Consider the following 22,938-nt stretch of genomic DNA (forward strand, 5'->3'; position numbering starts at 1 on the left):
AAGCGGCTGTTCATCGTGGAATAATTATCGACTATGAAGGGAAAAGCGACCGTTACACACACAAGGACCTGTCACAACGGCCCAGCGCATCCGTTGTTATTTCGCTGGTCCGAAATCTCCCTGAGCTTGCTCTGCGCGGGCGCACTGTTATTGCCCGTTTACGCGCACAGTGCGGATGACAGTAAAACTCAGCTCAAGTCCATTCAGCAGGATATCGCTGACAAAGAGAAAAGCGTTAAAGCGCAGAAACTACAGCGCAGCAAACTTCTCGATCAACTGCAAAGTCAGGAAAAAGTGATTGCGCAAGCCAGCCGGCAGCTTCGGGAAACGCGCAATAGTTTGACCGCGCTCGACGGCGAAATCACGCAAATTACCACCTCCATTTCTCGTCTGGAAAAACAGCAGGCTCAGCAGGAAAAACTGCTGGCTCAGCAATTGGATGCGGCTTTCCGACAAGGCCAGCATAATGGGTTACAGCTGCTGCTGGGCGGTGAAGAAGCACAGCGCAGTGAACGCATTCTTGCCTACTTCGGCTACCTTAATGCTGCACGCCAGAAAAACATCGACGATCTCAAACAAACTCAGCAACAGTTGGCCGAACAGCGTCAGGCATTGCAAGGTAAGCAGGAACAACAAAAATCCCTGCTAGCCCAACAGCAGTCGCAGCAGGCCAAACTGGAAACCGCCAGTGCGGCACGTAAGAAAACCCTGACGGTACTGGAAAGCTCGCTGGAAAAAGATCAGGCCGATTTGGTTGAGATGCGAGAAAACGAAAGCCGTCTGCAGGATAAAATTGCCAAAGCCGAACGCGAAGCGCGTGAGCGTGCCGAACGTGAAGCACGCGAGGCAGAAAAAGTACGCCAGCGTCAGGCGCAGGCAAAAGCCAAGGGATCAAGTTATCAACCCACACAAAGCGAACGTGAGTTGATGGCACGCACCGGAGGCCTCGGTAAGCCTGGTGGGCAGGCGGTGTGGCCGGTGAATGGACGTATTGAACACCGCTTCGGTGAATCCATGCAGGGTGAACTGCGCTGGAAAGGTCTGGTGATTGATGCACCAGAAGGTACCGAAGTGAAAGCCATCGCCGATGGACGCGTACTGATGGCCGATTGGCTGCAAGGCTACGGTCTGGTTGTGGTATTGGAACATGGTAAAGGCGATATGAGTCTTTATGGCTACAACCAAAGTGCGCTGGTGAGCGTGGGTACTCAGGTGAAGGCAGGACAGCCTATCGCCCTTGTGGGTACCAGTGGCGGCCGCGGCACGCCTTCGCTCTACTTTGAAATCCGACGTCAGGGACAGGCCGTCAATCCACTACCGTGGTTAGGAAGATAAGTGTTGTTTCAGCCTCAAAAGCTCTCAATGGCGTTCTGCGCACTGTTTTTCACACTATCGGCTCAGGCAGGTAAACTCTCAATTGTGATTGATGACTTCGGTTATCGTCCGGTTGAAGAGAATAAAGTGCTGCAAATGCCCGCTGCGATTTCGGTCGCTGTACTGCCGAATGCACCTCATGCTCGTGAGATGGCGACAAAAGCACATCAGGGCGGTCATGAGGTGTTGATTCACTTGCCAATGGCACCACTCAGTAAACAACCGTTGGAAAAAGATACCTTAACTCCAGAGATGAGCAGTGAAGAGATCGCACGCATTGTGCGGGATGCCTCGGGTAAAGTGCCTTTCGCCGTAGGTTTGAATAACCATATGGGCAGCAAAATGACCTCTAGCCTGCCCGGCATGCAGAAAGTGATGCAAGTGCTAAATCAGTACAATTACTACTTTCTCGATAGCATGACGATTGGTAATAGCCAGTCCATTCCCGCAGCACAAGGTACGCATGTTAAGGTGCTGAAACGCCGGGTATTCCTTGATGACAGCCAGAATGAAGCAGCGATCCGTGAACAGTTTACCCGTGCCGTAAAACTGGCACAGCGCGATGGCTATGCCATTGCGATTGGTCATCCACATCCCACCACCGTTCGTGTGCTGCAACAGATGCTGCCATCACTGCCAGCCGATATTACGCTGGTACGTCCGAGTCAGTTGCTGAATGAGCCTGTGCATCAGGGCAAAACACCGCCGACAACCGATAAATCTCCGGGAACGAAGTTCCGTGCTCCAGGCGTGTGTAAGGTTAGTAAACCACTGACACCCGTGCCGCAAAGTCGAGCTGTTGAAATAGTGATTGAAAATGTGGCAGGTAGTAAGTTAATTAATCAGTTAGGTTTACTTTTCTAACCCCTTCATCAACGTTTTGAAACATTAACGTTGATCAGGTTTATAAAGTGATGATGAAAAACATTTCAGTCTAAAATGACACTACCAGATAGCAAGCGATCTGGTAGTGGTTTTTATTTAGGATCTAGGCCTTACGGGATGACAATACTATCGCTAATGGCAACCAGAATAATACCCATGTTTCTCCAGGTCCACCAATCACAAACATCCCCTGAGTAACAAAAAACATCAAAGAGAAGAGATAAATTGAGGCTTCTAACCCCATGCCTTGATGATACTTTCTATACGCATGATACAAGCCAACCAGGATGAGTGATGCCATAAATAGCACACCCACCACACCGCCTTTTAAGAAAGCCGATACATAAATACTGTGTGTGGTTATAACATGTTGGCCAATACTGTTTACAAATGTCAGCTGCTTATCAAACCCCCAACCGAAATAGGGATGAATCATTGCATCTGAAATGGCATGATTCCAGATTCCAAATCTGATAAAACTCTGCGCATAAGAGGAAACAATGCGCGCATAAAAATCACTGCCATAATCGGTAAAGTAGAAGAATAATAAAATAGTAGCGATTGAAATCATGATATACAAAACATGTTTAAGGTGAACATGTTTATATTTAGCAAGTAAAACAGCTAAAGAAACCATTAAAGCCAATAACGGACCTCGACTTTGCGTCAATATCAAGCCAATAAAGAGCAACGATGCAGGTATGTAAATCCAGTGTCGGCCTGACTCACGGGCAATAATCAGTGCACTTAAAATACCAAGAGCAAAATATCCACCGAGATCAATGACATTTTTCGGCGCGGCAAAAAAACCGTTTTCAAGTCTATTCGTCAGTAGCGTGCTCTTGTCTACCAACATAAATGTCAAAACAAGGACAATAAAACACCCGGAAAAAATGCATCCATAAACCTTCAGCAAACCATAACGCTTAATACAGTAATCAAACATACAAACGAAAAAAAGAAGATAAACGGTATGCTTCAGAGTTGAAATTATATTCTCTGGAACACTTGTCCATAAGTTCGTAATACTGTAATAAATGAGGAATAGTGCAATAACGCCTATTGACTTCCAGGGATATGGCTCGGGAAGACTAAGCTTTTTTCGCTGGAAAAACAAAAATATCATCATCGTTGTAATCGACAGATGAAATAAATTATTTACTTTTCCAACACCTGTAAATATGGTCATTAAAAATAAAAATGCCATAAAAGAAATAGATGCAATAAATTCTAAACTTTCAGTTTTTTTTAAAAATGACATCTGGCGTCGCCTTCTCGAAAATTTCCTCTGTCAGTCCACTATTCGTAGACAAATTGTAAACCTTTATCCCTGCATGATTAAGCTCGATGCTGGCATTCAAGAATGCGGGCTTTATCACTTGAGTAAAGTTTTCCCCTAAAAAGCTTTTCTGCTTATTATTTTCATTTTCATAAAACCGTGGGGATGAAAAATTATTCATATCAACCCCTGCTAACAGTATACGATTTGAACTGAGCCATACGGCTATTTGCAACGCCCAATAGGCCACTGTACCCGCATCAAAAATACCTTGTCGGATATCCCATGAAAAACCTGATAATGGATCAGTTGGATAGACTGATAATCCTTTATTATCATTGAAATTCAAAGCATACTCAGCAGGTACTACTGATTTTCGAAATATCTTATAACTCAGATCTTCAATAATAGCCAAACGACACTTTATCTTATCGACTCCAATGCAATTCAATATATCATTGAGGCAATGAACTGTTGTAAAGAGCGTCAACTCAGGGTCGCCCAGTACTTTTCCGACAATATCAAAACGATTCTCAACAAAACCGCGATCGACAATAACATAATATGAAAATACGACTTTATCTCGTAGGTGATAAGCGCCATTAACACCAATAAATGTCGTTTCTGAAAGTAATTCAAAATCAAGATCATTCACTGACGGGCCAGTTGCCAGTATCGTCATATCATTGGTAACGGTTTTACGTAATGAATCTAATGCTTCAATTTTTATTTCATTTTTTCGCCAGACTAGCCGTTCAATATGGTCTTCTGCTCCACGTTGAATTCTGATATGAGGCCAAAAATTTTCATTGTGCCGATAAGCTCGTTCATGGGTATAACGATAGATTTGTTTAAATATTGATCCCATTCAAAGCAATTCCCGCAATTTTTCCATTACGCTCACGGCGGATATAGCCTGCATTGTGCCACCTGCACCGCGTAGCTCATGCTGATTCTTCCCATACCCCCCAATCAGCCCCGGATCAGTTGGACCAAACAGCGTAATATTCGGGCGGTCCAGCGCGGCGGTCAGGTGACTCAAACCCGTGTCGACCGAAACGACAGCGCGTGCCCCCGCCAACTGCTGTGCCACTTGCTCCAGCGCTAATTTGGGTAGCACCTCAACGTGGTCAAAACCTTCCGCCATTCTTAATGCACGCTGATGCTCATGTTCAGCACCCCACGGCAGTTTCACTCGCAGACCTGTCGGCTGTACCCGTTCAATAAGTTCGCGCCAGTGCGCCTCTGGCCAATGTTTGTTATCGCGGGTGGTCGCATGCAAAAACACCAGGTATTGATGCGCATCGTTGGGCAGCGTAGAAAGGAAATGTCCCGCAATGGCATAATCACCCTGGGTCTCCGGTTTCGCATAATCCAGGCTTTTCGCAAATAGCTCACGCGTGCGTTCAACCGCGTGTTGCTGTTTATTAATTTCATGGCGTTTGTCATACCACCAGCTGGCAAAGGGTTCCCGCGCGCTGCGGCTATCTTGTCCATGCTTTACGCCCTTAGCCAGGCGCGTCACCAGCGCAGCGCTTTTGATCAACCCTTGGGCATCAATCACCAAATCATACTGGCGCGATTGCAGCTCACGTTTGAACAAGACGCGCTCTTCACGCTGCTGACTGCCAAACCAATGTTTACGCCAGCGACGAATCGCCACCGGCAGCACTTTATCCACTGCCGGATGCCAACTGGGGATCTGTGCAAAATTCTCTTCGACAACCCAATCAAAACGAATGCCGGGAATCGCCTGCATCGCATCAGTGAGCGCCGGTAACGTGTGCAGCACGTCCCCCATTGAGGAGGTTTTTACAATCAAAACGTGCATGGCTACTCCTGCACCAAATGCAGCAGCGTGCTGAGTTCCTGATGAACTCGAGCCGGCTGAATATCAATGAGACTTTGGTGATAACCCTCTTCGGCATCACCTTTGCGTACTTTGTGATAGCCGGAGATTAAACGAATTACGCGCGCCTGATGAGACAGCGGTGGTGTGAAATCCGGGCTACTTGGGCCATACAAGGCGACCAAAGGACGGTTCAGTGCGGCGGCAATGTGCATCAACCCGGAATCATTACTGACGATAGCCGCACAATGTGCGATTAAGATTACCGCTTGTTCTAATTGCGTATCGCCGGCCAGATTTTTGCAGTGTACCCGCGCTGATTCCGATAACGTCTGAACGATAGTGTCACCGGTTTCGCGATCTTTCGCGGAACCGAACAACACCACCTGATACCCTTCGCCAATCAGTTGTTCAGCAAGCGCAGCGTAATGATAGTGCGGCCAGCGTTTCGCTGGACCAAATTCGGCACCAGGGCAGAACCCTATAGCAGGACGATCGGCCGACAAAGAAAACTGTGCTGCCGTCATGCGCTTCTCGTCTTCATCGACACGCAACTGTGGCCACAGTAATGGCTGCGGCAACTGTTGAGCGGAGGCGATGGGTTTGTCGTAGCCCAGTGCAACATAGCGCTCCACCATCAGCGGAAACGCGGCTTTATCCAGCACACGCACATCGTTCAACACGCCATAGCGCATCTCACCGCGCCAGCCGACACGGTGCTTAATACCTGCAAAGAACGGCACCAGCGCTGATTTGAACGAATTCGGCAGCACATAAGCACGGTCATAACCGCTGACCTGAAGGGATTTCCCCAAACGCCGCCTTTCACCCAGTGCCAAAGCACCATGGCCCAGTGGCATCGCCAGCGCTTGATTGACTTCCGGCATCCGTGACAGCAGTGGCCGACACCATGCCGGTGCCATCACATCAATGACCGCATCCGGGTGCTCAGCCTTGAGCGTGCGATAGAGACTTTGCGACATCATCATATCGCCGACCCAGGAAGGGCCAATGACCAGAATTTTCATCGCTGGTGCCGGTTTCCTTATGCTTTACGATTGAGCCAGGTCATGTATTCACCCACACCCTGAGCAACGGTTTTGAATGGCTTGTCATAACCCGCTGCGCGCAGATTGGTCAGGTCCGCCTGAGTGAATGCCTGATAGCGGCCTTTCAGTTTCTCAGGGAACGGGATGTATTCAATCTGGCCTTGCTGATGGAACTTCAGTACTGCATCGGCGACTTCCTGGAAAGACTCCGCACGGCCTGTACCACAGTTGTAGATACCAGATACACCGTTTTCCCAGCACCACAGGTTTACCGCAACAACATCGTCAACATGGATGAAATCGCGGCGGAAGTCGTCGCTGCCTTCAAACAGCTTTGGATTTTCACCGTTGCTGATCTGAGTATTGAGGTGGAAAGCCACACTCGCCATACCGCCTTTGTGACCTTCGCGTGGGCCGTAAACGTTGAAATAGCGGAACCCACACACTGGAGAATCGGCTTCCGGCAGAATCTGACGCACGTAGTGGTCGAAGAGCATTTTTGAGTAGCCATAGACGTTCAGCGGCTGCTCGTACTGGCGCTCTTCAATGAAATTTTCATTGCGGCCACCGTAAGTGGCCGCTGAAGAGGCGTAAAGGAAAGGAATTTCGCGTTCCAGGCAGAAATGCAGCAAGTCTTTCGAGTACTGATAGTTGTTATCCATCATGTACTTGCCATCCCACTCTGTGGTCGCCGAGCAGGCACCTTCGTGGAATACCGCTTCGATTGGACCCAGATCTTCGCCGGACATGATGTAAGAGAGGAACTCTTCTTTGTCCATGTAGTCTGCGATATCCAGATCTGCGAGATTCACGAATTTGGTGCCATCTTTCAGATTATCCACCACCAGAATATCGGTAAGACCGCGATCGTTCAGCGCTTTAACAATGTTGCTGCCAATCATGCCAGCGCCACCGGTTACGATAATCATATGCTTTGCCTTTAAACAGTTGGGGTGAAACAGGAGGTTTCACGCACGAATGCCTAACATCATAACATTTCAGCCCGCGGCAGGCAGCCAGATGACTCCGTAACCGCTGCACAATTTGCATCCATCGCGTGAACTATGCTGCAAAACGAAGATTTCTCTGGCGGAAATGTCGGCACGATGCGTCCTGATCAGTAATATGTGCCAAAATTTTGCTATCTGAGGAGCAGAATCATGTCCAGTCAGTTTTATTCGCAAATCCGTCAACAGCTTGAGACAACACGTAGCGATGGATTGTTCAAACAAGAACGTACCATCACGTCGGCGCAGCAGGCTGAGATCCATGTCGCTAATAGTCCTCCGGTGATTAACTTCTGCGCCAACAACTATCTCGGTCTGGCGAATCACCCCGCACTTATTCAGGCCGCTAAAGAAGGCATGGATTCCCACGGCTTCGGCATGGCATCCGTGCGCTTTATCTGCGGCACACAAGATATCCATCAGCAGTTGGAACAAAAACTGGCGGCCTTTCTCGGCATGGAAGATGCCATCCTGTTTTCCTCTTGCTTCGATGCCAATGGCGGTCTGTTTGAAACGCTGCTCAGTGCGGAAGATGCCATCATCTCTGATGCACTCAATCATGCCTCAATTATCGATGGCGTACGCCTGTGTAAGGCCCAGCGCTATCGTTATGCCAACAACGATATGTCTGAGTTACGCGCTCGGTTAGAGGAAGCGCGTGATAAAGGTGCACGCCATATTCTGATCGCCACAGACGGTGTGTTCTCGATGGATGGCGTGATTGCCAATCTGCAAGGCATTTGCGATTTGGCCGACGAATTTGACGCATTGGTGATGATTGATGATTCCCATGCGGTCGGTTTTGTCGGTGCAACTGGGCGTGGCACCCATGAATACTGCGGCGTAATGGATCGCGTAGATATCCTGACTGGCACATTAGGCAAAGCGCTAGGTGGTGCTTCCGGTGGCTATGTGGCTGCGAAAAAAGAGGTGGTTGAATGGCTACGCCAGCGTTCACGCCCTTACCTATTTTCCAACTCCCTGGCACCTACCATCGTCGCCGCCTCGCTGCGGGTGTTAGACCTGCTCAGTGAAGGCGATGGGTTACGCCAGCGCCTTTGGGATAACGCCCGATTCTTCCGCGAGAAGATGACCGCAGCCGGCTTTACGCTGGCGGGTGCTGACCACGCCATCATTCCGGTGATGCTTGGCGATGCAAAAGTGGCTCAGCAGTTTGCCAGCCTGCTGCAAAAAGAGGGCATCTACGTCACAGGCTTCTTTTATCCGGTGGTGCCGCAAGGTCAGGCACGCATCCGCACTCAGATATCTGCAGGTCATACGCAGGCACAACTGGAACATGCCGTTGCCGCCTTCACTCGCATTGGCCGACAGTTGGGCGTGATCGCAGGAGCAGCACGATGAAAGCATTGGCCAAACTCAAAGCCGAAGAAGGTATCTGGATGGTGAAGGATGCACCGATTCCGGAAACTGGTCACAACGACCTGCTGATTAAAATTCGTAAAACCGCAATTTGCGGCACCGATGTTCACATTTACAACTGGGATGATTGGTCGCGTAAAACCATTCCCGTTCCGATGATCACTGGTCATGAATATGTCGGCGAAGTCGTCGGTATGGGCGAAGAGGTAAGAGGCTTTGCCCTTGGCGATCGTGTGTCCGGCGAAGGCCATATCACCTGCGGTCACTGCCGAAATTGCCGCGCCGGTCGCACTCACTTGTGCCGCAATACCGTGGGTGTCGGCGTCAATCGTCAAGGCTGTTTTGCTGAGTACCTGGTCATCCCTGCATTTAACGCTTTCAAGATTCCCGACAATATCTCTGACGAGCTGGCAGCGATTTTCGATCCCTTTGGCAACGCCGTGCATACCGCGCTCTCGTTTGATCTGGTCGGCGAGGATGTGCTGATCTCTGGCGCTGGCCCCATTGGTATTATGGCTGCAGCGGTGTGCAAACATGTAGGCGCACGCAATGTGGTCATCACCGATATCAATGAATATCGCCTCGGTCTGGCACGCCAGATGGGTGTGACACGCGCCGTAAATGTGGCGCAGGAAAATCTGCGCGATGTGATGGCTGAACTGGGTATGACCGAAGGTTTCGATGTCGGGCTGGAGATGTCTGGCGCGCCTCCCGCGTTCCGCACCCTGCTGGAGGTGATGAACCATGGTGGGCGAATCGCTCTACTGGGCATTCCGCCGGGCGAGATGGCGATCGATTGGAATCTGGTAATCTTCAAAGGACTGTTCATCAAAGGCATCTATGGCCGCGAGATGTTTGAAACCTGGTACAAAATGGCAGCGTTGATTCAATCCGGCCTCGATTTAACGCCCATCATCACACATCGCTACCACATCGATGAATTCCAGCAGGGATTTGACGAGATGCGATCCGGGCGTTCAGGAAAAGTGGTATTGAGCTGGGATTAAGGATTCACAGGGAGGCTTTTGGGCCTCCCATGGATTCACTTAATCAGCGCCAGATATTGCTGACAGATTGCCTCCGTATCAAATTCGGCAAAGGCATCCGCTGCTAACAACGGCGGGTGCTGATAAATGTCACACATTGCTGCTGCCAGCGATTCAGGATCGAGATCCGCCAGGCAGCGCGCTAAATCACCTTTCAACAGCCACATCGGGCCCCCCGGACAACGCGTACTGACGACAGGCGTGCCACACAATACGGCTTCGATCAGCACATTACCAAAACCCTCGCTATCCGAACTGACGATCAGCATTGTCGCCCGGCTGATCCATGCATAAGGGTTTTGTGTAAAGCCCTGGAAAATAACACGATCGGCAATCCCCAGCGCTTGTGCCTGAGCTTCTAAAGCGGCTTTACGCTGTGCCGATCCCTGCCCCAATAACACCAACGGCAACTGAATATTGCTTAATGCGTAAGCCTTTAACAGGCGGTCATGCCGTTTAGTTTCGTGGAAGCGCCCGACATGCACCAGAAAACCAGACTCAGGCACTTCGGCGGGCTCTGCTGCCAACTGCCGAATCAGTGCAATATCGAACGGATTGCCAATCACCGCTTCGCCTGTGAGCTTCACAGCAAAGGCCTCTTTCAAATCCTCCAGCACGGCGGGTGAAACGCCGACCACGTTACGCCCCTGATAAACCTGCTGGATTTTACGCGCCTTTAACCAGCGTGATAATCCGGTGCGATGCCCAAGATAGGAGGCTGAAAACACGCCATGCAGGCAGAACCAGGTTTTCTTCGCATCCAGCGCGCGACTTCGACGCACAATACGGTCGGTTTTGTGCAGATGAGACACCACAAGATCAAATTCACCTGCCGTTTTCTCCGCCTGTTGTATTGCTGCGTCCAGCAAACGGGCCCGACGACTCAGCTCGGTGAGTTTGCGCCAGGGTCGACGATTGGTGTCCAGAATGACCTGATAATCCACTCCCTGCGGCAAGGGGTATTCGCACACTTTTCGCAGGGAAAACAGTGATACACGGTGCCCCTGTGCCAGCATACCGGTGACCAGCGTCAGAACCACTTTTTCAGCGCCGCCGCCCGGCAATCCATCTATCACCATGAGTATGCGTTTTGACAAAATATTCTACCTGTCTGAATGAAATAACATGTGATTGCCTGCAGTCCTGGCCAGGATAGTAGCGCAGATCCTTCGTGCTTTTCGCCTGTTTCCTGCCCGGGCAAATAGTTTTGCGTCACTGAATGGCTCAGCGTAACATTGCGATTTTATTGGCTTCAGGCGGCGAACATGACCCGGCACGCGTTCCTTATTACCATTGACACTGAAGGCGACAACCTTTGGCGCAATCACCGTTCAATCACCACCGAAAATACCGGCTATCTGCCACGTTTTCAGGACCTGTGCGAGCGTTATGGTTTTAAACCCACCTGGCTGACCAACTATGAAATGGCGATGGATCCTGCTTTTGTGGAATTCGGTAAAGATGTCATCGCGCGCAAACAAGGTGAGATTGGCATGCATCTGCATGCATGGAACAGTCCGCCAGAAGCTCCACTCACCGATGATGACTGGCGTTGGCAGCCTTTCCTGGTCGAATACCCGGATACCGTGCTGCGCGATAAAGTCGTTTATATGACTGATCTGTTGGAAGAAAAGTTCCAGACCAAAATGCTGAGCCATCGTGCAGGGCGCTGGGCATTTGATGAACGCTATGCCGCCATTCTCACCGAATTAGGCTATCAGGTGGATTGTTCCGTTACCCCGCGCGTGAACTGGTCCTACACACGCGGCGCGCCACAGGGTAAAGGCGGCACTAACTATACAGATTTTCCGTTCAAACCTTATTTCATCGATCCGCAGGATATCTCACGCAGCGGCAACTCTTCACTGCTCGAAATCCCTATGAGTATTCAATACAAATACTCGCCTTTGATGAATACCTTCAAACAAAGTCTGTATCGACTTCGCGGCAAGCAAAAAAGCCCCGCCGTACATTGGCTGCGCCCGTCCGGCGGTAATCTTGCGGATATGCAACGTGTGGTCGAAATGTCGCTGGCAGAAGGCAATAATTACACGGAATTTATGTTGCATAGCTCAGAATTTATGCCTGATGGTAGTCCTACATTTAAGAATGAGCGTGACATAGAAAAGCTCTATGAAGACCTGGAAGCACTCTTTAGCTGGCTAGCACCACGATTTGAAGGCCAAACGCTGGCTGAGTATTACTGCAAATTTAACCAGCGTTAAGCAGCGCCTCAGTCATTAGACAAAGAAGAAACGCAGAACCACTGGGCATTCCGGCGCGTGCTTCTTTATTATTTCTTCAATTAGACTGATTTTGAGCATTCCATTTTATGTATTCAACTCAACCGCCCTTGCTTAGCATTATCACCCCGATGTTCAATGCGGGCAGTATGTTCGATGATTTCATACAGGCACTCCTCGCACAAACTCTGACTCAGATGGAAATTATCATCGTCGATGATGGGTCTACGGATGAATCGGGTGAACGTGCAGATGCATACGCACTGCAATACCCGCACATTCGGGTCATTCACCAAGCCAATGGCGGCGTGTCGCGTGCGCGCAATGCCGGGCTCGCAATGGCGCGCGGGAAATACGTTACTTTTCCGGATGCCGATGACACCATGAACCCAGCGATGTATCAAACGCTGGTGGAGATGGCAGAACGGGATGATTTAGACGCCGCACAGTGCAATGCGGAGTGGTTTTTCAAAGCCAGCCAAACAACCAAACCGCTCATCCCACTGGATCGCTTAACCAGCACAGCGGTGTTAAGTGGACCAGAATGGCTCAACAAAGCCTTGAAAACCCATCGATATATGCATGTTGTATGGCTAGGTATTTATCGCCGTGATCTGATTGAACAAAACCATCTCACTTTCGAACCGGGATTGCATCATCAGGATATTCCCTGGACCACAGAGTTCATGTTCAACGCCAAACGCGTGCGCTACACCGATCAAATGCTCTACCGCTACTACCTGCACGATGCTTCCATTAGCAACCGCAAACGCACCGGTCAACGAAATGTCGAATATCAACGCCATTACCTGAAAATTGCGCAGATGCTGGAAGAGATCAATGCACGCTATCGCGATAAAGTTAAAATCTATCCCGTATTTCATTATCAAATTACGCGTGAAGCGCTCAGCGTCTGCCATTCCATTCGCCGTGAACCGGAAGAGAGCGCACGTCAGGCGATGATTACGGATCTGTTTGCCACGCAAACCCATAAACGGATGCTGCGTAATGCACGCGGCGCGCGGCAGTGGTATCAACTGCTGTTATGGCTGAGTCGCATTTATCGCTGGCGTAACAAATAAGCGTCGCGGCTGGCTTTCGCCCTATAGGGGTTTGCCCTACAATCAGCTCACTGAAATTTGAGATCATTTGAGTATGGCAAGCCCGATTCCAGTCCAATTTGCACCGAAAAACATTCTGCTGATCAAGCTGCGCCATCACGGCGATATGCTGCTGACCACGCCCGTTATCAATGCGCTCCGCCAACGCTATCCCCAGGCCAACATCGACGTCCTGTTGTACAAAGAGACGCGGCCGATGCTGGAAGCGCACCCCGCGATTCGCCAGTTGCACATCATTGACCGCAACTGGAAAAAAGAGGGCGGCTGGCAGAAGTTCCGCCACGAGATGGCTCTGCTTTCAGCTGTGCGTGCCAGTCATTATGACCTTGTGATTAACCTCGCCGACCAGTGGCGTAGCGCGATTATCACGCGTTTTTCAGCTGCTCCGGTGCGTATTGGGTTTGCCTACGCCAAACGTGATCACGCCCTGTGGCGTTGGTGCCATAACTATCTGGTTTCGACAAAAACACATAATCAATTGCATACCGTCGAGCAGAATATGGCGGCGCTTGAGCCGCTAGGTATCAGCGCGGAAGGTGCAAAAGCCTCAATGCACTTTAGTGCGGCAGATAAACAGAAAGTGCAGGATGCATTGGCTCATCAAAAGGTCAGCGGGCCGTTTATCGTGTTACAGCCGACATCGCGTTGGGTATTTAAATGCTGGGAAGATGAAAAGGTCGCGCAGCTGATTGATACGCTCGCGGCTGACGGCCATACCCTTGTTCTTACCGCTGCCCCAGACCAGAAAGAGCAAGCAATGATTGCCCACATTCAGTCGCTGTGCCACAGCCAGAATGTGGTTTCACTTGCTGGGCAGTTTTCATTGCCGCAACTGGCGGCATTGATTGATGCCGCACAACTGTTTATCGGTGTGGATTCCGCCCCCATGCACATGGCCGCCGCACTTGATACGCCCTGTCTTGCGCTGTTTGGCCCCACCAAACTGCAACACTGGCGTCCGTGGGGTGAAAACAATCGCGTGATCTGGGCCGGTGATTATGCACCGCTGCCTTCGCCAGACGACATCAATACTAAAACAGAACAGCGCTATCTCTCAGCCATTCCGGTGGATGATGTGGTAGCCGCCGCCAGGAGTTTTTTGCATGACTAAGTTACGCCTGGCGATTGTCCGGCAGAAATATCGTCCGGATGGCGGTGCCGAGCGTTTCATCTCGCGGGCGCTGGAAGCACTGGATAGCGAGCAGCTCGATCTGAATATCATCACACGTAGCTGGCAGGGCACACCCAATCCAGCCTGGCATTTGCACATCTGCAATCCCGCCAAATTTGGACGCGTATCGCGCGAACGCGGTTTTGCCCGCGCGGCTCGTGCATGCTGGGAACGTGAAAAGTTCGATATCGTGCAGAGCCACGAACGCATTGCGGGCTGCGATATTTTTCGCGCCGGTGATGGCGTCCATCGCGTGTGGCTGGAACAACGTGCGCGTATCGTCTCACCCTGGCAGCGTTTGAGCGCCAGCCTGAGTCCTTATCATCGCTATGTTTTGCAGGCTGAAGCAGAGATGTTCAATGCAGCATCTTTAAAAGCAGTAATCTGTAACTCTGAGATGGTGAAGCAAGATATTTTGCGTCATTTCACGCTAGATGCCAGCAAAATCCATGTTATTCACAACGCCATTGATAGCCAGCGTTTCCAGCCAGCAACAGAAGCTCAGCGCTACGCCATGCGCCAGCAATTGACGCTGCCACAAGATGCCACGGTGATGATCTACGTGGGTTCAGGCTTTGAGCGCAAAGGCTTGAAAGCCGCCATCGAAGCACTCGCCCACAGCGATCGCTATCTGGTTGTGGTTGGCCAGGACAAGCAACTTTCACGCTATCAGCAGTTGGCTAACCAGCTTAATTGCCTCGATCGCTTGCGCTTTGTTGGCGTGCAGCAGGATGTGCAGCCCTATTATCACGCCGCTGACGCCTTACTGTTGCCCACGCTTTATGATCCTTTTCCGAATGTGGTGCTGGAAGCGATGGCCTGCGGTTTGGCCGTGATTACCAGCACCGGCTGTGGCGGCGCAGAATTTATTCAAGCCGGCCAGGAAGGCTTCGTTTGTGATGCATTAGATATCAAGGCATTAAATGACGCCATTGTCGCCACACCTGCACTTTCGCAGAATTCTGCCATGGGTGAAGCCGCACGCCGCAGAATCGAACCTTTTGGTCCGCAGCGGCTGGCGCAGTCGCTGACTTCACTCTATCAGCAGGTGCTGAAGGCCAGCTGACGAAGTGGTATGAGCAGGCGGTCAGTTTCTGATAACATGCCGCCTTTCATGTGTTTTTTGACGCGAATCTGTCGTAACGATAACTATGACAACTCTATACACAGCCCTGCTCTATTTAATACAGCCACTGATCTGGCTGCGCCTGTGGCTGCGCGGTCGAAAAGCACCGGCCTATCGTAAACGCTGGGCGGAACGTTACGGCTACTGCGCGGGCAAAGTTGAACCGCACGGTATCGTGCTGCATTCCGTTTCTGTGGGTGAGACGCTCGCTGCCGTGCCGCTGGTGCGCGCATTGCGCCATCGCTATCCCACACTGCCCATCACCGTGACCACCATGACGCCCACGGGTTCCGAACGCGCTCAGTCCGCGTTTGGTAAAGATGTGCATCATGTCTATCTGCCCTATGATTTACCCGGTTCGATTAACCGTTTCCTCGATACCGTTGATCCTCGTCTGGTGATCATCATGGAGACCGAGTTGTGGCCGAACATCATCCGCATTCTGCACCAGCGCCAAATTCCGCTGGTCATTGCCAACGCCCGTCTGTCAGAGCGTTCGGCCAAAGGCTATAAAAAACTCGGTGGCTTTATGCGTGATTTGCTGCAGCGCATTACGCTGATAGCAGCGCAGAACAACGAGGATGCTGAGCGATTCCTCAGTCTCGGCCTTAAACGAACGCATCTCGCCGTCACCGGTAGCCTGAAGTTTGATATCTCTGTAACGCCAGAACTGGCGGCCCGTGCGGTCACCCTGCGCCGTCAATGGGCATCGCGCCGCCCGGTGTGGATCGCAACCAGCACGCACGAAGGCGAAGAGACCATCATCCTCGATGCGCATCGTCGTCTGCTGCAGCAGTTCCCCGATCTGATGCTGATTCTGGTGCCACGCCATCCTGAACGATTCAAAGATGCCTGTGAACTGACGCAAAAGCGCGGTTTCAGTTTCACTCTGCGCAGCAGCGGTGAAATTCCGTCTGGCGCAACGCAGGTTGTGATTGGCGACACCATGGGTGAATTAATGCTGCTGTACGGCATCGCCGATATCGCCTTTGTTGGTGGCAGTCTGGTAGAACGCGGCGGTCATAATCCGCTGGAACCGGCCGCCCATGCTATTCCGGTGCTGATGGGTCCGCATATCTGGAACTTCAAAGATATCTGCGCCAAATTGCAGCAGGCAGAAGGCCTGATCACCGTCACCGACGTGGTTTCGCTGGAGAAACAGGTGGCCAACCTGCTGCAGGATGATGATTACCGCCGCTATTACGGTCGCCACGCTGTCGAAGTGCTGCATCAAAATCAGGGCGCATTGCAGCGTCTGCTACAGTTACTCGAACCACATTTGCCGCCACGAGCTCATTAACGCATGCCACAACGCCAACGTCTTTCCGTGGTGATGATCGCCAAAAACGAAGCTGAATTGCTGCCGGAGGCGCTGGCCTCAGTGAGCTGGGCAGATGAGATTGTGCTGCTGGATTCAGGCAGCCAGGATAACACCGTAGCAGTGGCCCGCGCGCACGGCGCGCAGGTGCATCAGGCTGAAGGCTGGGCGGGTTTCGGCAAGCAGCGCCAGCGTGCACAAGCTCATGCAAGCGGCGATATGATTCTGATGCTGGATGCCGATGAACGTGTCACACCCGAGTTACGCCGCGCGATTGAAAACGTACTTGAGCAGCCCCCCTCCGATACCGTTTATAGCCTGGGACGCAGCAATTTGTTTCTTGGCCGCTTTATGCGCCATAGTGGCTGGTATCCGGATCGCGTGATGCGCCTCTATCCTCGCGCACTCAATTACAATGACAATCTGGTGCACGAATCGCTGGAAACCCAGGGCGTATCGGTGGTGGCGTTACCAGGCGATCTCCAGCATCTCACCTGCCGCGATTTGATCGCTTTCCAACGCAAACAGATGAATTATGCCGAAGCCTGGGCGCAAGAACGTTTTCAGCGAGGCAAGCGTTGTGGCATCTTCTCGATTTTCAGCCACACGTTGGGCGCATTCCTTAAGACGTTGCTGCTGCGTGCCGGATTCCTCGACGGCAAGCAGGGCTGGATTCTGGCCGTCGTGAACGCACAATACACCTTTAACAAATACTCAGCGCTCTGGGCGCTGCATCACACCTCAATACAAGGTCGCGTATGAGCACCAAAGCGATTTATCCCGGCACGTTCGATCCCATCACGTTGGGCCATGTGGATATTGTGACGCGCGCGGCGCAGATGTTTGATCGCATCGTGGTTGCCATTGCCGCCAGCCCCAGCAAAAAGCCGCTGTTTACACTCGATGAGCGCGTAGATTTGGCTCGGCAGGCTACTCAGCACTTAGCCAATGTTGAGGTTTTGGGTTTTAGCGATTTGATGGCGAACTTCGCCAAAGCGCAAAATGCCAATGTGCTGGTGCGAGGACTGCGTGCAGTGTCAGATTTCGAATATGAGCTGCAGCTGGCACAGATGAACCGTCATCTGCTTCCTTCACTGGAGAGTGTGTTTCTGATGCCGTCCGAAGGATTCTCGTTCGTGTCATCGTCGCTGGTGAAGGAAGTGGCGCGTCATAAAGGTGATGTGCAGGCATTTCTGCCTGCCGTAGTGCATCAGGCATTGCTGGTAAAACTGGCGCAGCCCTGATTAATGCTGGCAGCGAGGGCACCAGAAGGTGCTGCGCTGGCCATGTTTGCCACTGACGATTGGCGTACCGCAGGCTCGGCAGGGTTCGCCCGTTCGGCCATAGACCTGCAATTCCTGAGCAAAGTAGCCAGGCTTTCCATCCGTTTGCAGGAAATCACGTAGCGTGGTACCGCCCTGCTCAATCGAACGCAGCAATACGGCCTTGATTGTCGCCACCATCAACTCCGCTTCATCATGACTCAAACTCATCGCCGGTCGATCGGGTAAGATCCCGGCGGTAAACAGTGATTCACTGGCATAAATGTTGCCCACGCCAACCACCACTTTGTTATCCATCAGCCACTGTTTAATGGCCGTGCGTTTGCCGCGCGACTTTTCAAACAGATAAGCACCATCGAACTCGTTGCTAAGCGGCTCAGGACCGAGATGTGTAAGTACACTGCTGCCTTCCAGATCAGGGGTCCACAGCCACGCACCAAAGCGGCGTGGATCGGTATAACGCAGCACCTTGCCGTTGCTCATCACCAAATCGACGTGATCGTGTTTTGCGGCGGGTTGCTCACCAGGAAGGACTCGAAGGCTACCAGACATGCCGAGGTGAATGATAATCCAGCCGTGTGGCAGTTCCAGCAGCAGGTATTTTGCGCGCCGTTGCACGCTCAGCACCGGCTGGTCACTTAGCGCATGGATTTCGTGCGAGACCGGCCAGCGCAGGCGTGAATTACGCACAATCGCATGCAAAATGGTCGCGCCTACCATATGTGGCTCAATACCACGTCGGCTGGTTTCTACCTCTGGTAATTCAGGCATGTCCTCTCCTCAACAAAGCGCAGAAACAAAAAACCCGGCCGAAGCCGGGTTTTTCGCAAGAACACTAAAATTACTTAATTTTAGCTTCTTTGTAGATCACGTGCTGACGTACAACCGGATCGAACTTTTTCAGTTCCAGTTTCTCTGGTTTAGTACGTTTGTTCTTCGTGGTGGTATAGAAGTGACCTGTACCAGCAGAGGAAACCAGCTTGATCTTCTCACGAATACCTTTAGCCATGATTCAGTTCCTTAGTACTTAGTACTTCTCACCACGGGCGCGGATTTCGGTCAGAACCGTATCAATGCCCTTTTTATCAATAACACGCATACCTTTAGCAGATACACGCAGAGTAACGAAGCGCTTTTCGCTCTCAACCCAGAAACGGTGAGAGTGCAGGTTCGGCAGGAAACGGCGTTTCGTCGCGTTCATTGCGTGGGAACGGTTGTTACCCGTCACCGGACGCTTTCCAGTTACCTGGCAGACTCGTGACATTTCTATTCTCCAAAAATCAAATCAGCTCGAGCTTTAAAAACTAGGTTTTGGCCGCCTCGTCAGGCCTTAGCCCGCCCAGGCGAGTTCCATGTGAACCCGCTAAGCTGGCCCAAACGCCAAACCCGAGATTCTCAAAGGTGGCGTAGTATACGCCGCTCAGCCCGAGTGCTCAAGTCCCGAACAAATAAAGATCCCGATGGATCGCGTGAAAATGCATCATTTCTGCTCAATCGGGCGGATGTTTTACAGCCATCCGCGTTCTGCGAAAGAGGTAAACTCGCCATGACCGATCACCAAATGATCCAGTAAGCGAATATTCAGCAGCGCGCAAGCCTGCCCGACTTTAACGGTGATATCGCGATCGGCACGGCTCGGTTCAGCGACACCAGAGGGATGATTATGCGCCAGAATCACGGCGGCCGCGTTGAGTTTTAACGCTTCACGCACAATTTCACGTGGATGGACTTCAACACTGGCAATACTGCCGCTGAACATTTTTTGCGCCTGCAGAACCCGATGCTGATTATCCAAAAACAGCGCCATAAAAACTTCTCGCTCCTGATGCGCCAGCACACTTTGCAGGTAATGCCTTGTCACCTGTGGATTCTCCATCACATTTTCTCGCGCCAGCTGACTGGCGAAAAAACGTCGCCCCAGTTCAGCAACCGCATGCAGTTGGGTAATTTTGGCCGTGCCTACGCCTTTAATCACGCTCAGTTCTGCTTCATTTGCGGTCATGATGCGATATAGCGAGCCAAACTCGTTAAGCATTTGTCGCGCCAGTACCATCACAGGGATACCGTGGCTGCCGGTGCGCAAAAAAATCGCCAGCAGTTCTGCATCGCTCAATGATTCAGCGCCTGTGATGGCCAGTTTTTCTCGTGGGGCCAGTTCCGTCATGACATTCTCCTTCCTGGGTCAGGGCGATTTTGCGTGTTTGCCAGGAGGCATACCAGCAAGCCAGTCGCGATTTCAGAGCCATCTCGCAAAGGGCGCAGGCCGTGAAAAGGCGGTCGATGGATTTTGTGATAAAGTTGCCTGCATCTGCCGCATCACAGCGGCAATCCGTTTTGAGTTGAGGCAAAGAACATGACGGGATTAGCCGGAAAAAAAATTCTGCTCGGCGTCAGCGGCGGTATTGCTGCTTATAAAACACCCGAGTTGGTTCGTCGTCTGCGCGATCGTGGCGCAGAGGTGCGAGTCATGATGACTGATGCAGCGAAAGCCTTTATCACCCCGCTCAGCTTACAAGCCGTTTCCGGATACCCGGTGCTGGATGATTTACTCGACCCTGCCGCTGAAGCCGCGATGGGCCATATCGAGCTGGCGAAATGGGCTGATCTGATTGTAATGGCCCCCGCGACCGCCGATTTGATCGCACGTATCACGGCAGGGATGGCTAACGATTTGGTGACCACCGCCTGCATCGCCAGCGCAGCACCTCTGGCGATCGTGCCGGCCATGAACCAACAGATGTACCGCGCGCCGATCACCCAGGAAAATCTTCAGCGTCTCAATCAGCGAGGCGTTCTGATTTGGGGGCCAGACAGCGGCAGCCAGGCCTGCGGCGATGTGGGCCCCGGCCGCATGCTTGATCCGCTGGCAATTGTCGCCCATGCGCTGGAGTGGGCCGCGCCCGTCAACGATCTGCAACATCTCAACATTATGATCACCGCCGGTCCAACCCGTGAGGCGCTGGACCCGGTTCGTTACATTAGCAATCACAGCTCCGGTAAAATGGGGTTCGCCATTGCCGCCGCCGCAGCAAAACGTGGCGCAACGGTGACACTGGTGGCGGGCCCGGTCACACTGCCCACGCCCGCTGGCGTGACGCGCGTTGATGTGGGGAGTGCACTGGAAATGGAAGCGGCGGTGATGGCGCAAATCAGCCAACAACATATTTTCATTGCCAGCGCTGCCGTGGCAGACTACCGGGCGGCAAACATTGCCGCAGAGAAAATCAAAAAACAGGGTGGCGATGATAACGTCACGCTGCAGTTGGTGAAGAACCCGGATATTGTCGCAGGCGTAGCGGCATTGCAGAAACATCGCCCTTATGTGGTGGGATTTGCTGCCGAAACCCAGAATGTGGAAGAATACGCGCGGCAAAAACGGGTGAGAAAAAATCTGGACCTGATATGCGCGAACGATGTGGCGCAGACAGGACAGGGATTCAATAGCGACACCAATGCTCTTCACCTTTTTTGGCAGGAAGGAGAGAAAGTCTTACCGCTCAGTGATAAGACGCTCCTTGGCCAACAATTAATAGACGAGATTGTCAGCCGTTATGATGAAAAAAATCGACGTTAAAATTCTGGATGCGCGCGTGGGTAACGAATTCCCACTGCCAACTTATGCCACCTCGGGTTCTGCGGGTCTCGATCTGCGTGCTTGCCTTGATGGTGCACTGGAGATCTCCCCAGGCATGACCACGCTGGTGCCAACCGGTCTGGCAATTCACATTGCTGACCCTGCGCTGGCCGCTGTGATTTTGCCCCGCTCAGGTCTGGGCCATAAGCATGGGATCGTGCTGGGCAACCTGGTGGGCTTAATCGACTCCGATTATCAGGGCCAACTGATGGTCTCCGTCTGGAACCGTGGTCAGGATAGCTTTACGCTGCAGCCTGGCGACCGTTTGGCACAACTTGTCTTTGTGCCTGTGGTACAAGCCGAATTCAACCTGGTGGAAGATTTTGACACCAGCGATCGCGGCGCCGGCGGTTTCGGCCACTCCGGTCGTCAGTAACACGCGACACTTTTCGCAAGCCATCTTTTTATCTCTCGTCGCCACGGGCCAAACCGCTTGTGGCTGACGAGGCAGTATTGCCTGTTTTTGGTGAATTTCAGGGGTCTTGAAGGTCATGGCAGAAAAAAAAGCCGCGAAACGGAATCGTCGCGAAGAGATTTTGCAGGCGCTAGCGCAAATGCTGGAGTCGGGCGATGGCAGTCAGCGAATCACCACCGCCAAGCTGGCAGCCAATGTAGGCGTTTCGGAAGCGGCACTCTACCGTCACTTCCCGAGCAAAACGCGTATGTTCGATAGCCTGATCGAGTTTATTGAAGACAGTCTGATTACCCGCATCAATCTAATCCTGAAAGATGAGAAAGAAACACACGCACGACTGCGTTTAATCGTGCAGCTGATTCTGGGATTTGGTGAGCGTAATCCGGGGCTGACGCGCATTTTGACCGGCCATGCGCTGATGTTTGAACAGGATCGTCTGCAAGGGCGCATCAACCAGCTGTTCGAACGCATCGAGGTGCAACTGCGTCAGGTGATGCGCGAGAAGAAAATGCGTGACGGTGAAGGTTTCCAGACCGATGAAACACTGCTGGCGAGCCAATTACTGGCATTCTGCGAAGGATTGCTTTCCCGCTATGTGCGTTCTGAATTCCGCTATCGTCCAACAGCTGATTTTGAGAGCCGCTGGCCACTGATTGCGGCACAGTTAGTGTAGCGATTCATCAGGCGCGCCCATGATTGGGTACGCGATAAAGCACCGTGGTTCATCATCCGGTCGCCAGCGATGGCGACCGTGATAA

The 22,938-nt window shown here is 51.8% G+C and carries 24 protein-coding genes; 14 read left to right on the forward strand and 10 right to left on the reverse strand.

Going from position 1 to position 22,938, the window contains the following annotated elements; translation table 11 throughout:
• Positions 1-33 precede the first annotated feature (33 nt).
• Both envC and VI01_RS14355 read left to right on the forward strand, forming a co-directional pair.
• A complete protein-coding gene (gene envC / locus VI01_RS14350) occupies positions 34-1,335 on the forward strand; it encodes a murein hydrolase activator EnvC (RefSeq protein ID WP_045815707.1) in 1,302 nt (433 codons plus the stop codon).
• A gap of 3 nt (positions 1,336-1,338) precedes the next feature.
• Positions 1,339-2,238, forward strand: a complete 900-nt coding sequence (locus VI01_RS14355; RefSeq protein ID WP_045815743.1) for a divergent polysaccharide deacetylase family protein — start codon at positions 1,339-1,341, stop codon at positions 2,236-2,238.
• A 124-nt stretch (positions 2,239-2,362) separates the two neighbouring features.
• Here the strand turns inward: VI01_RS14355 and VI01_RS14360 are convergent, their stop codons facing one another.
• From VI01_RS14360 to rfaD, 5 genes are read right to left on the reverse strand one after another with little or no spacing between them, the layout of a single operon-like run.
• Entirely contained in the window at positions 2,363-3,520 is a 1,158-nt protein-coding gene (locus VI01_RS14360) for an O-antigen ligase (protein WP_045815708.1), read from the reverse strand.
• A complete protein-coding gene (locus tag VI01_RS14365; protein ID WP_045815709.1) occupies positions 3,498-4,406 on the reverse strand; it encodes a hypothetical protein in 909 nt (302 codons plus the stop codon). The genes VI01_RS14360 and VI01_RS14365 overlap by 23 nt, the downstream gene beginning before the upstream one ends.
• The gene (gene rfaC, locus VI01_RS14370; protein WP_045815710.1) at positions 4,407-5,369 is read right to left on the reverse strand and encodes a lipopolysaccharide heptosyltransferase RfaC; all 963 of its coding nucleotides are present in this window, start codon (positions 5,367-5,369) and stop codon (positions 4,407-4,409) included.
• A 2-nt stretch (positions 5,370-5,371) separates the two neighbouring features.
• Positions 5,372-6,415 carry an ADP-heptose--LPS heptosyltransferase RfaF gene (rfaF, locus tag VI01_RS14375; protein WP_045815711.1) on the reverse strand — a complete coding sequence of 348 codons (1,044 nt, stop codon included), beginning with the start codon at positions 6,413-6,415 and terminating at the stop codon, positions 5,372-5,374.
• 17 nt (positions 6,416-6,432) lie between these two features.
• Entirely contained in the window at positions 6,433-7,365 is a 933-nt protein-coding gene (gene rfaD, locus VI01_RS14380; RefSeq protein ID WP_045815712.1) for an ADP-glyceromanno-heptose 6-epimerase, read from the reverse strand.
• A 231-nt stretch (positions 7,366-7,596) separates the two neighbouring features.
• On the opposite strand from rfaD, the gene VI01_RS14385 reads away from it, so the two are divergent.
• Positions 7,597-8,805 carry a glycine C-acetyltransferase gene (locus tag VI01_RS14385; protein ID WP_045815713.1) on the forward strand — a complete coding sequence of 403 codons (1,209 nt, stop codon included), beginning with the start codon at positions 7,597-7,599 and terminating at the stop codon, positions 8,803-8,805.
• The gene (gene tdh / locus VI01_RS14390) at positions 8,802-9,830 is read left to right on the forward strand and encodes an L-threonine 3-dehydrogenase (protein ID WP_045815714.1); all 1,029 of its coding nucleotides are present in this window, start codon (positions 8,802-8,804) and stop codon (positions 9,828-9,830) included. The genes VI01_RS14385 and tdh overlap by 4 nt, the downstream gene beginning before the upstream one ends.
• Before the next feature lie 35 nt (positions 9,831-9,865).
• Here tdh and VI01_RS14395 read toward each other — a convergent pair whose 3' ends face one another.
• On the reverse strand, positions 9,866-10,948 hold the full coding sequence (locus VI01_RS14395) for a glycosyltransferase (protein WP_045815715.1): 1,083 nt from the start codon (positions 10,946-10,948) through the stop codon (positions 9,866-9,868).
• Between the two features lie 186 nt (positions 10,949-11,134).
• Here VI01_RS14395 and VI01_RS14400 point away from each other — a divergent pair, with 186 nt between their 5' ends.
• The 7 genes from VI01_RS14400 to coaD all read left to right on the forward strand — a co-directional run bounded on the left by VI01_RS14400 (position 11,135) and on the right by coaD (position 18,092).
• Complete coding sequence (locus VI01_RS14400; RefSeq protein WP_045815716.1) at positions 11,135-12,094, forward strand: polysaccharide deacetylase family protein; 960 nt, start codon at positions 11,135-11,137, stop codon at positions 12,092-12,094.
• Between the two features lie 107 nt (positions 12,095-12,201).
• The gene (locus VI01_RS14405) at positions 12,202-13,194 is read left to right on the forward strand and encodes a glycosyltransferase (RefSeq protein ID WP_045815717.1); all 993 of its coding nucleotides are present in this window, start codon (positions 12,202-12,204) and stop codon (positions 13,192-13,194) included.
• A 73-nt stretch (positions 13,195-13,267) separates the two neighbouring features.
• A complete protein-coding gene (gene rfaQ / locus VI01_RS14410) occupies positions 13,268-14,344 on the forward strand; it encodes a putative lipopolysaccharide heptosyltransferase III (protein WP_045815718.1) in 1,077 nt (358 codons plus the stop codon).
• On the forward strand, positions 14,337-15,470 hold the full coding sequence (locus tag VI01_RS14415; RefSeq protein ID WP_045815719.1) for a glycosyltransferase family 4 protein: 1,134 nt from the start codon (positions 14,337-14,339) through the stop codon (positions 15,468-15,470). The genes rfaQ and VI01_RS14415 overlap by 8 nt, the downstream gene beginning before the upstream one ends.
• 85 nt (positions 15,471-15,555) lie before the next feature.
• On the forward strand, positions 15,556-16,830 hold the full coding sequence (gene waaA, locus VI01_RS14420; protein WP_034823818.1) for a lipid IV(A) 3-deoxy-D-manno-octulosonic acid transferase: 1,275 nt from the start codon (positions 15,556-15,558) through the stop codon (positions 16,828-16,830).
• Between the two features lie 3 nt (positions 16,831-16,833).
• The gene (locus tag VI01_RS14425) at positions 16,834-17,610 is read left to right on the forward strand and encodes a glycosyltransferase family 2 protein (RefSeq protein WP_045815720.1); all 777 of its coding nucleotides are present in this window, start codon (positions 16,834-16,836) and stop codon (positions 17,608-17,610) included.
• Entirely contained in the window at positions 17,607-18,092 is a 486-nt protein-coding gene (coaD, locus tag VI01_RS14430) for a pantetheine-phosphate adenylyltransferase (protein ID WP_045815721.1), read from the forward strand. Before VI01_RS14425 ends, coaD begins: the two co-directional genes overlap by 4 nt.
• Here coaD and mutM read toward each other — a convergent pair whose 3' ends face one another.
• The 4 genes from mutM to radC form a co-directional block, all read right to left on the reverse strand.
• Complete coding sequence (gene mutM / locus VI01_RS14435) at positions 18,093-18,902, reverse strand: bifunctional DNA-formamidopyrimidine glycosylase/DNA-(apurinic or apyrimidinic site) lyase (RefSeq protein ID WP_045815722.1); 810 nt, start codon at positions 18,900-18,902, stop codon at positions 18,093-18,095.
• A 70-nt stretch (positions 18,903-18,972) separates the two neighbouring features.
• A complete protein-coding gene (gene rpmG, locus VI01_RS14440) occupies positions 18,973-19,140 on the reverse strand; it encodes a 50S ribosomal protein L33 (RefSeq protein WP_001051798.1) in 168 nt (55 codons plus the stop codon).
• An 18-nt stretch (positions 19,141-19,158) separates the two neighbouring features.
• The gene (rpmB, locus tag VI01_RS14445; protein WP_007885297.1) at positions 19,159-19,395 is read right to left on the reverse strand and encodes a 50S ribosomal protein L28; all 237 of its coding nucleotides are present in this window, start codon (positions 19,393-19,395) and stop codon (positions 19,159-19,161) included.
• 243 nt (positions 19,396-19,638) lie between these two features.
• A complete protein-coding gene (radC, locus tag VI01_RS14450; RefSeq protein ID WP_045815723.1) occupies positions 19,639-20,295 on the reverse strand; it encodes a DNA repair protein RadC in 657 nt (218 codons plus the stop codon).
• A 189-nt stretch (positions 20,296-20,484) separates the two neighbouring features.
• On the opposite strand from radC, the gene coaBC reads away from it, so the two are divergent.
• The 3 genes from coaBC to slmA all read left to right on the forward strand — a co-directional run bounded on the left by coaBC (position 20,485) and on the right by slmA (position 22,853).
• Positions 20,485-21,705, forward strand: a complete 1,221-nt coding sequence (gene coaBC, locus VI01_RS14455) for a bifunctional phosphopantothenoylcysteine decarboxylase/phosphopantothenate--cysteine ligase CoaBC (RefSeq protein WP_045815724.1) — start codon at positions 20,485-20,487, stop codon at positions 21,703-21,705.
• Entirely contained in the window at positions 21,683-22,141 is a 459-nt protein-coding gene (dut, locus tag VI01_RS14460; RefSeq protein WP_034823835.1) for a dUTP diphosphatase, read from the forward strand. The genes coaBC and dut overlap by 23 nt, the downstream gene beginning before the upstream one ends.
• A 115-nt stretch (positions 22,142-22,256) precedes the next feature.
• Positions 22,257-22,853, forward strand: a complete 597-nt coding sequence (gene slmA, locus VI01_RS14465) for a nucleoid occlusion factor SlmA (RefSeq protein ID WP_038644034.1) — start codon at positions 22,257-22,259, stop codon at positions 22,851-22,853.
• The last annotated feature ends 85 nt before the right edge of the window (positions 22,854-22,938 follow it).

The sequence above is a fragment of the Pantoea sp. SM3 genome (genome assembly GCF_000963995.1).
GTDB classification, from domain to species: Bacteria; Pseudomonadota; Gammaproteobacteria; order Enterobacterales; family Enterobacteriaceae; genus Pantoea; species Pantoea rwandensis_B.

Excerpts from the sequence above, each read along its gene's own strand:
- envC (WP_045815707.1), top strand. The coding sequence starts at position 34 with ATGAAGGGAAAAGCGACCGTTACACACACAAGGACCTGTCACAACGGC.
- VI01_RS14360 (WP_045815708.1), bottom strand. The coding sequence starts at position 3,520 with ATGTCATTTTTAAAAAAAACTGAAAGTTTAGAATTTATTGCATCTATT.
- VI01_RS14365 (WP_045815709.1), bottom strand. The coding sequence starts at position 4,406 with ATGGGATCAATATTTAAACAAATCTATCGTTATACCCATGAACGAGCT.
- rfaC (WP_045815710.1), bottom strand. The coding sequence starts at position 5,369 with ATGCACGTTTTGATTGTAAAAACCTCCTCAATGGGGGACGTGCTGCAC.
- rfaF (WP_045815711.1), bottom strand. The coding sequence starts at position 6,415 with ATGAAAATTCTGGTCATTGGCCCTTCCTGGGTCGGCGATATGATGATG.
- rfaD (WP_045815712.1), bottom strand. The coding sequence starts at position 7,365 with ATGATTATCGTAACCGGTGGCGCTGGCATGATTGGCAGCAACATTGTT.
- VI01_RS14385 (WP_045815713.1), top strand. The coding sequence starts at position 7,597 with ATGTCCAGTCAGTTTTATTCGCAAATCCGTCAACAGCTTGAGACAACA.
- tdh (WP_045815714.1), top strand. The coding sequence starts at position 8,802 with ATGAAAGCATTGGCCAAACTCAAAGCCGAAGAAGGTATCTGGATGGTG.
- VI01_RS14395 (WP_045815715.1), bottom strand. The coding sequence starts at position 10,948 with ATGGTGATAGATGGATTGCCGGGCGGCGGCGCTGAAAAAGTGGTTCTG.
- VI01_RS14400 (WP_045815716.1), top strand. The coding sequence starts at position 11,135 with ATGACCCGGCACGCGTTCCTTATTACCATTGACACTGAAGGCGACAAC.
- VI01_RS14405 (WP_045815717.1), top strand. The coding sequence starts at position 12,202 with ATGTATTCAACTCAACCGCCCTTGCTTAGCATTATCACCCCGATGTTC.
- rfaQ (WP_045815718.1), top strand. The coding sequence starts at position 13,268 with ATGGCAAGCCCGATTCCAGTCCAATTTGCACCGAAAAACATTCTGCTG.
- VI01_RS14415 (WP_045815719.1), top strand. The coding sequence starts at position 14,337 with ATGACTAAGTTACGCCTGGCGATTGTCCGGCAGAAATATCGTCCGGAT.
- waaA (WP_034823818.1), top strand. The coding sequence starts at position 15,556 with ATGACAACTCTATACACAGCCCTGCTCTATTTAATACAGCCACTGATC.
- VI01_RS14425 (WP_045815720.1), top strand. The coding sequence starts at position 16,834 with ATGCCACAACGCCAACGTCTTTCCGTGGTGATGATCGCCAAAAACGAA.
- coaD (WP_045815721.1), top strand. The coding sequence starts at position 17,607 with ATGAGCACCAAAGCGATTTATCCCGGCACGTTCGATCCCATCACGTTG.
- mutM (WP_045815722.1), bottom strand. The coding sequence starts at position 18,902 with ATGCCTGAATTACCAGAGGTAGAAACCAGCCGACGTGGTATTGAGCCA.
- rpmG (WP_001051798.1), bottom strand. The coding sequence starts at position 19,140 with ATGGCTAAAGGTATTCGTGAGAAGATCAAGCTGGTTTCCTCTGCTGGT.
- rpmB (WP_007885297.1), bottom strand. The coding sequence starts at position 19,395 with ATGTCACGAGTCTGCCAGGTAACTGGAAAGCGTCCGGTGACGGGTAAC.
- radC (WP_045815723.1), bottom strand. The coding sequence starts at position 20,295 with ATGACGGAACTGGCCCCACGAGAAAAACTGGCCATCACAGGCGCTGAA.
- coaBC (WP_045815724.1), top strand. The coding sequence starts at position 20,485 with ATGACGGGATTAGCCGGAAAAAAAATTCTGCTCGGCGTCAGCGGCGGT.
- dut (WP_034823835.1), top strand. The coding sequence starts at position 21,683 with ATGATGAAAAAAATCGACGTTAAAATTCTGGATGCGCGCGTGGGTAAC.
- slmA (WP_038644034.1), top strand. The coding sequence starts at position 22,257 with ATGGCAGAAAAAAAAGCCGCGAAACGGAATCGTCGCGAAGAGATTTTG.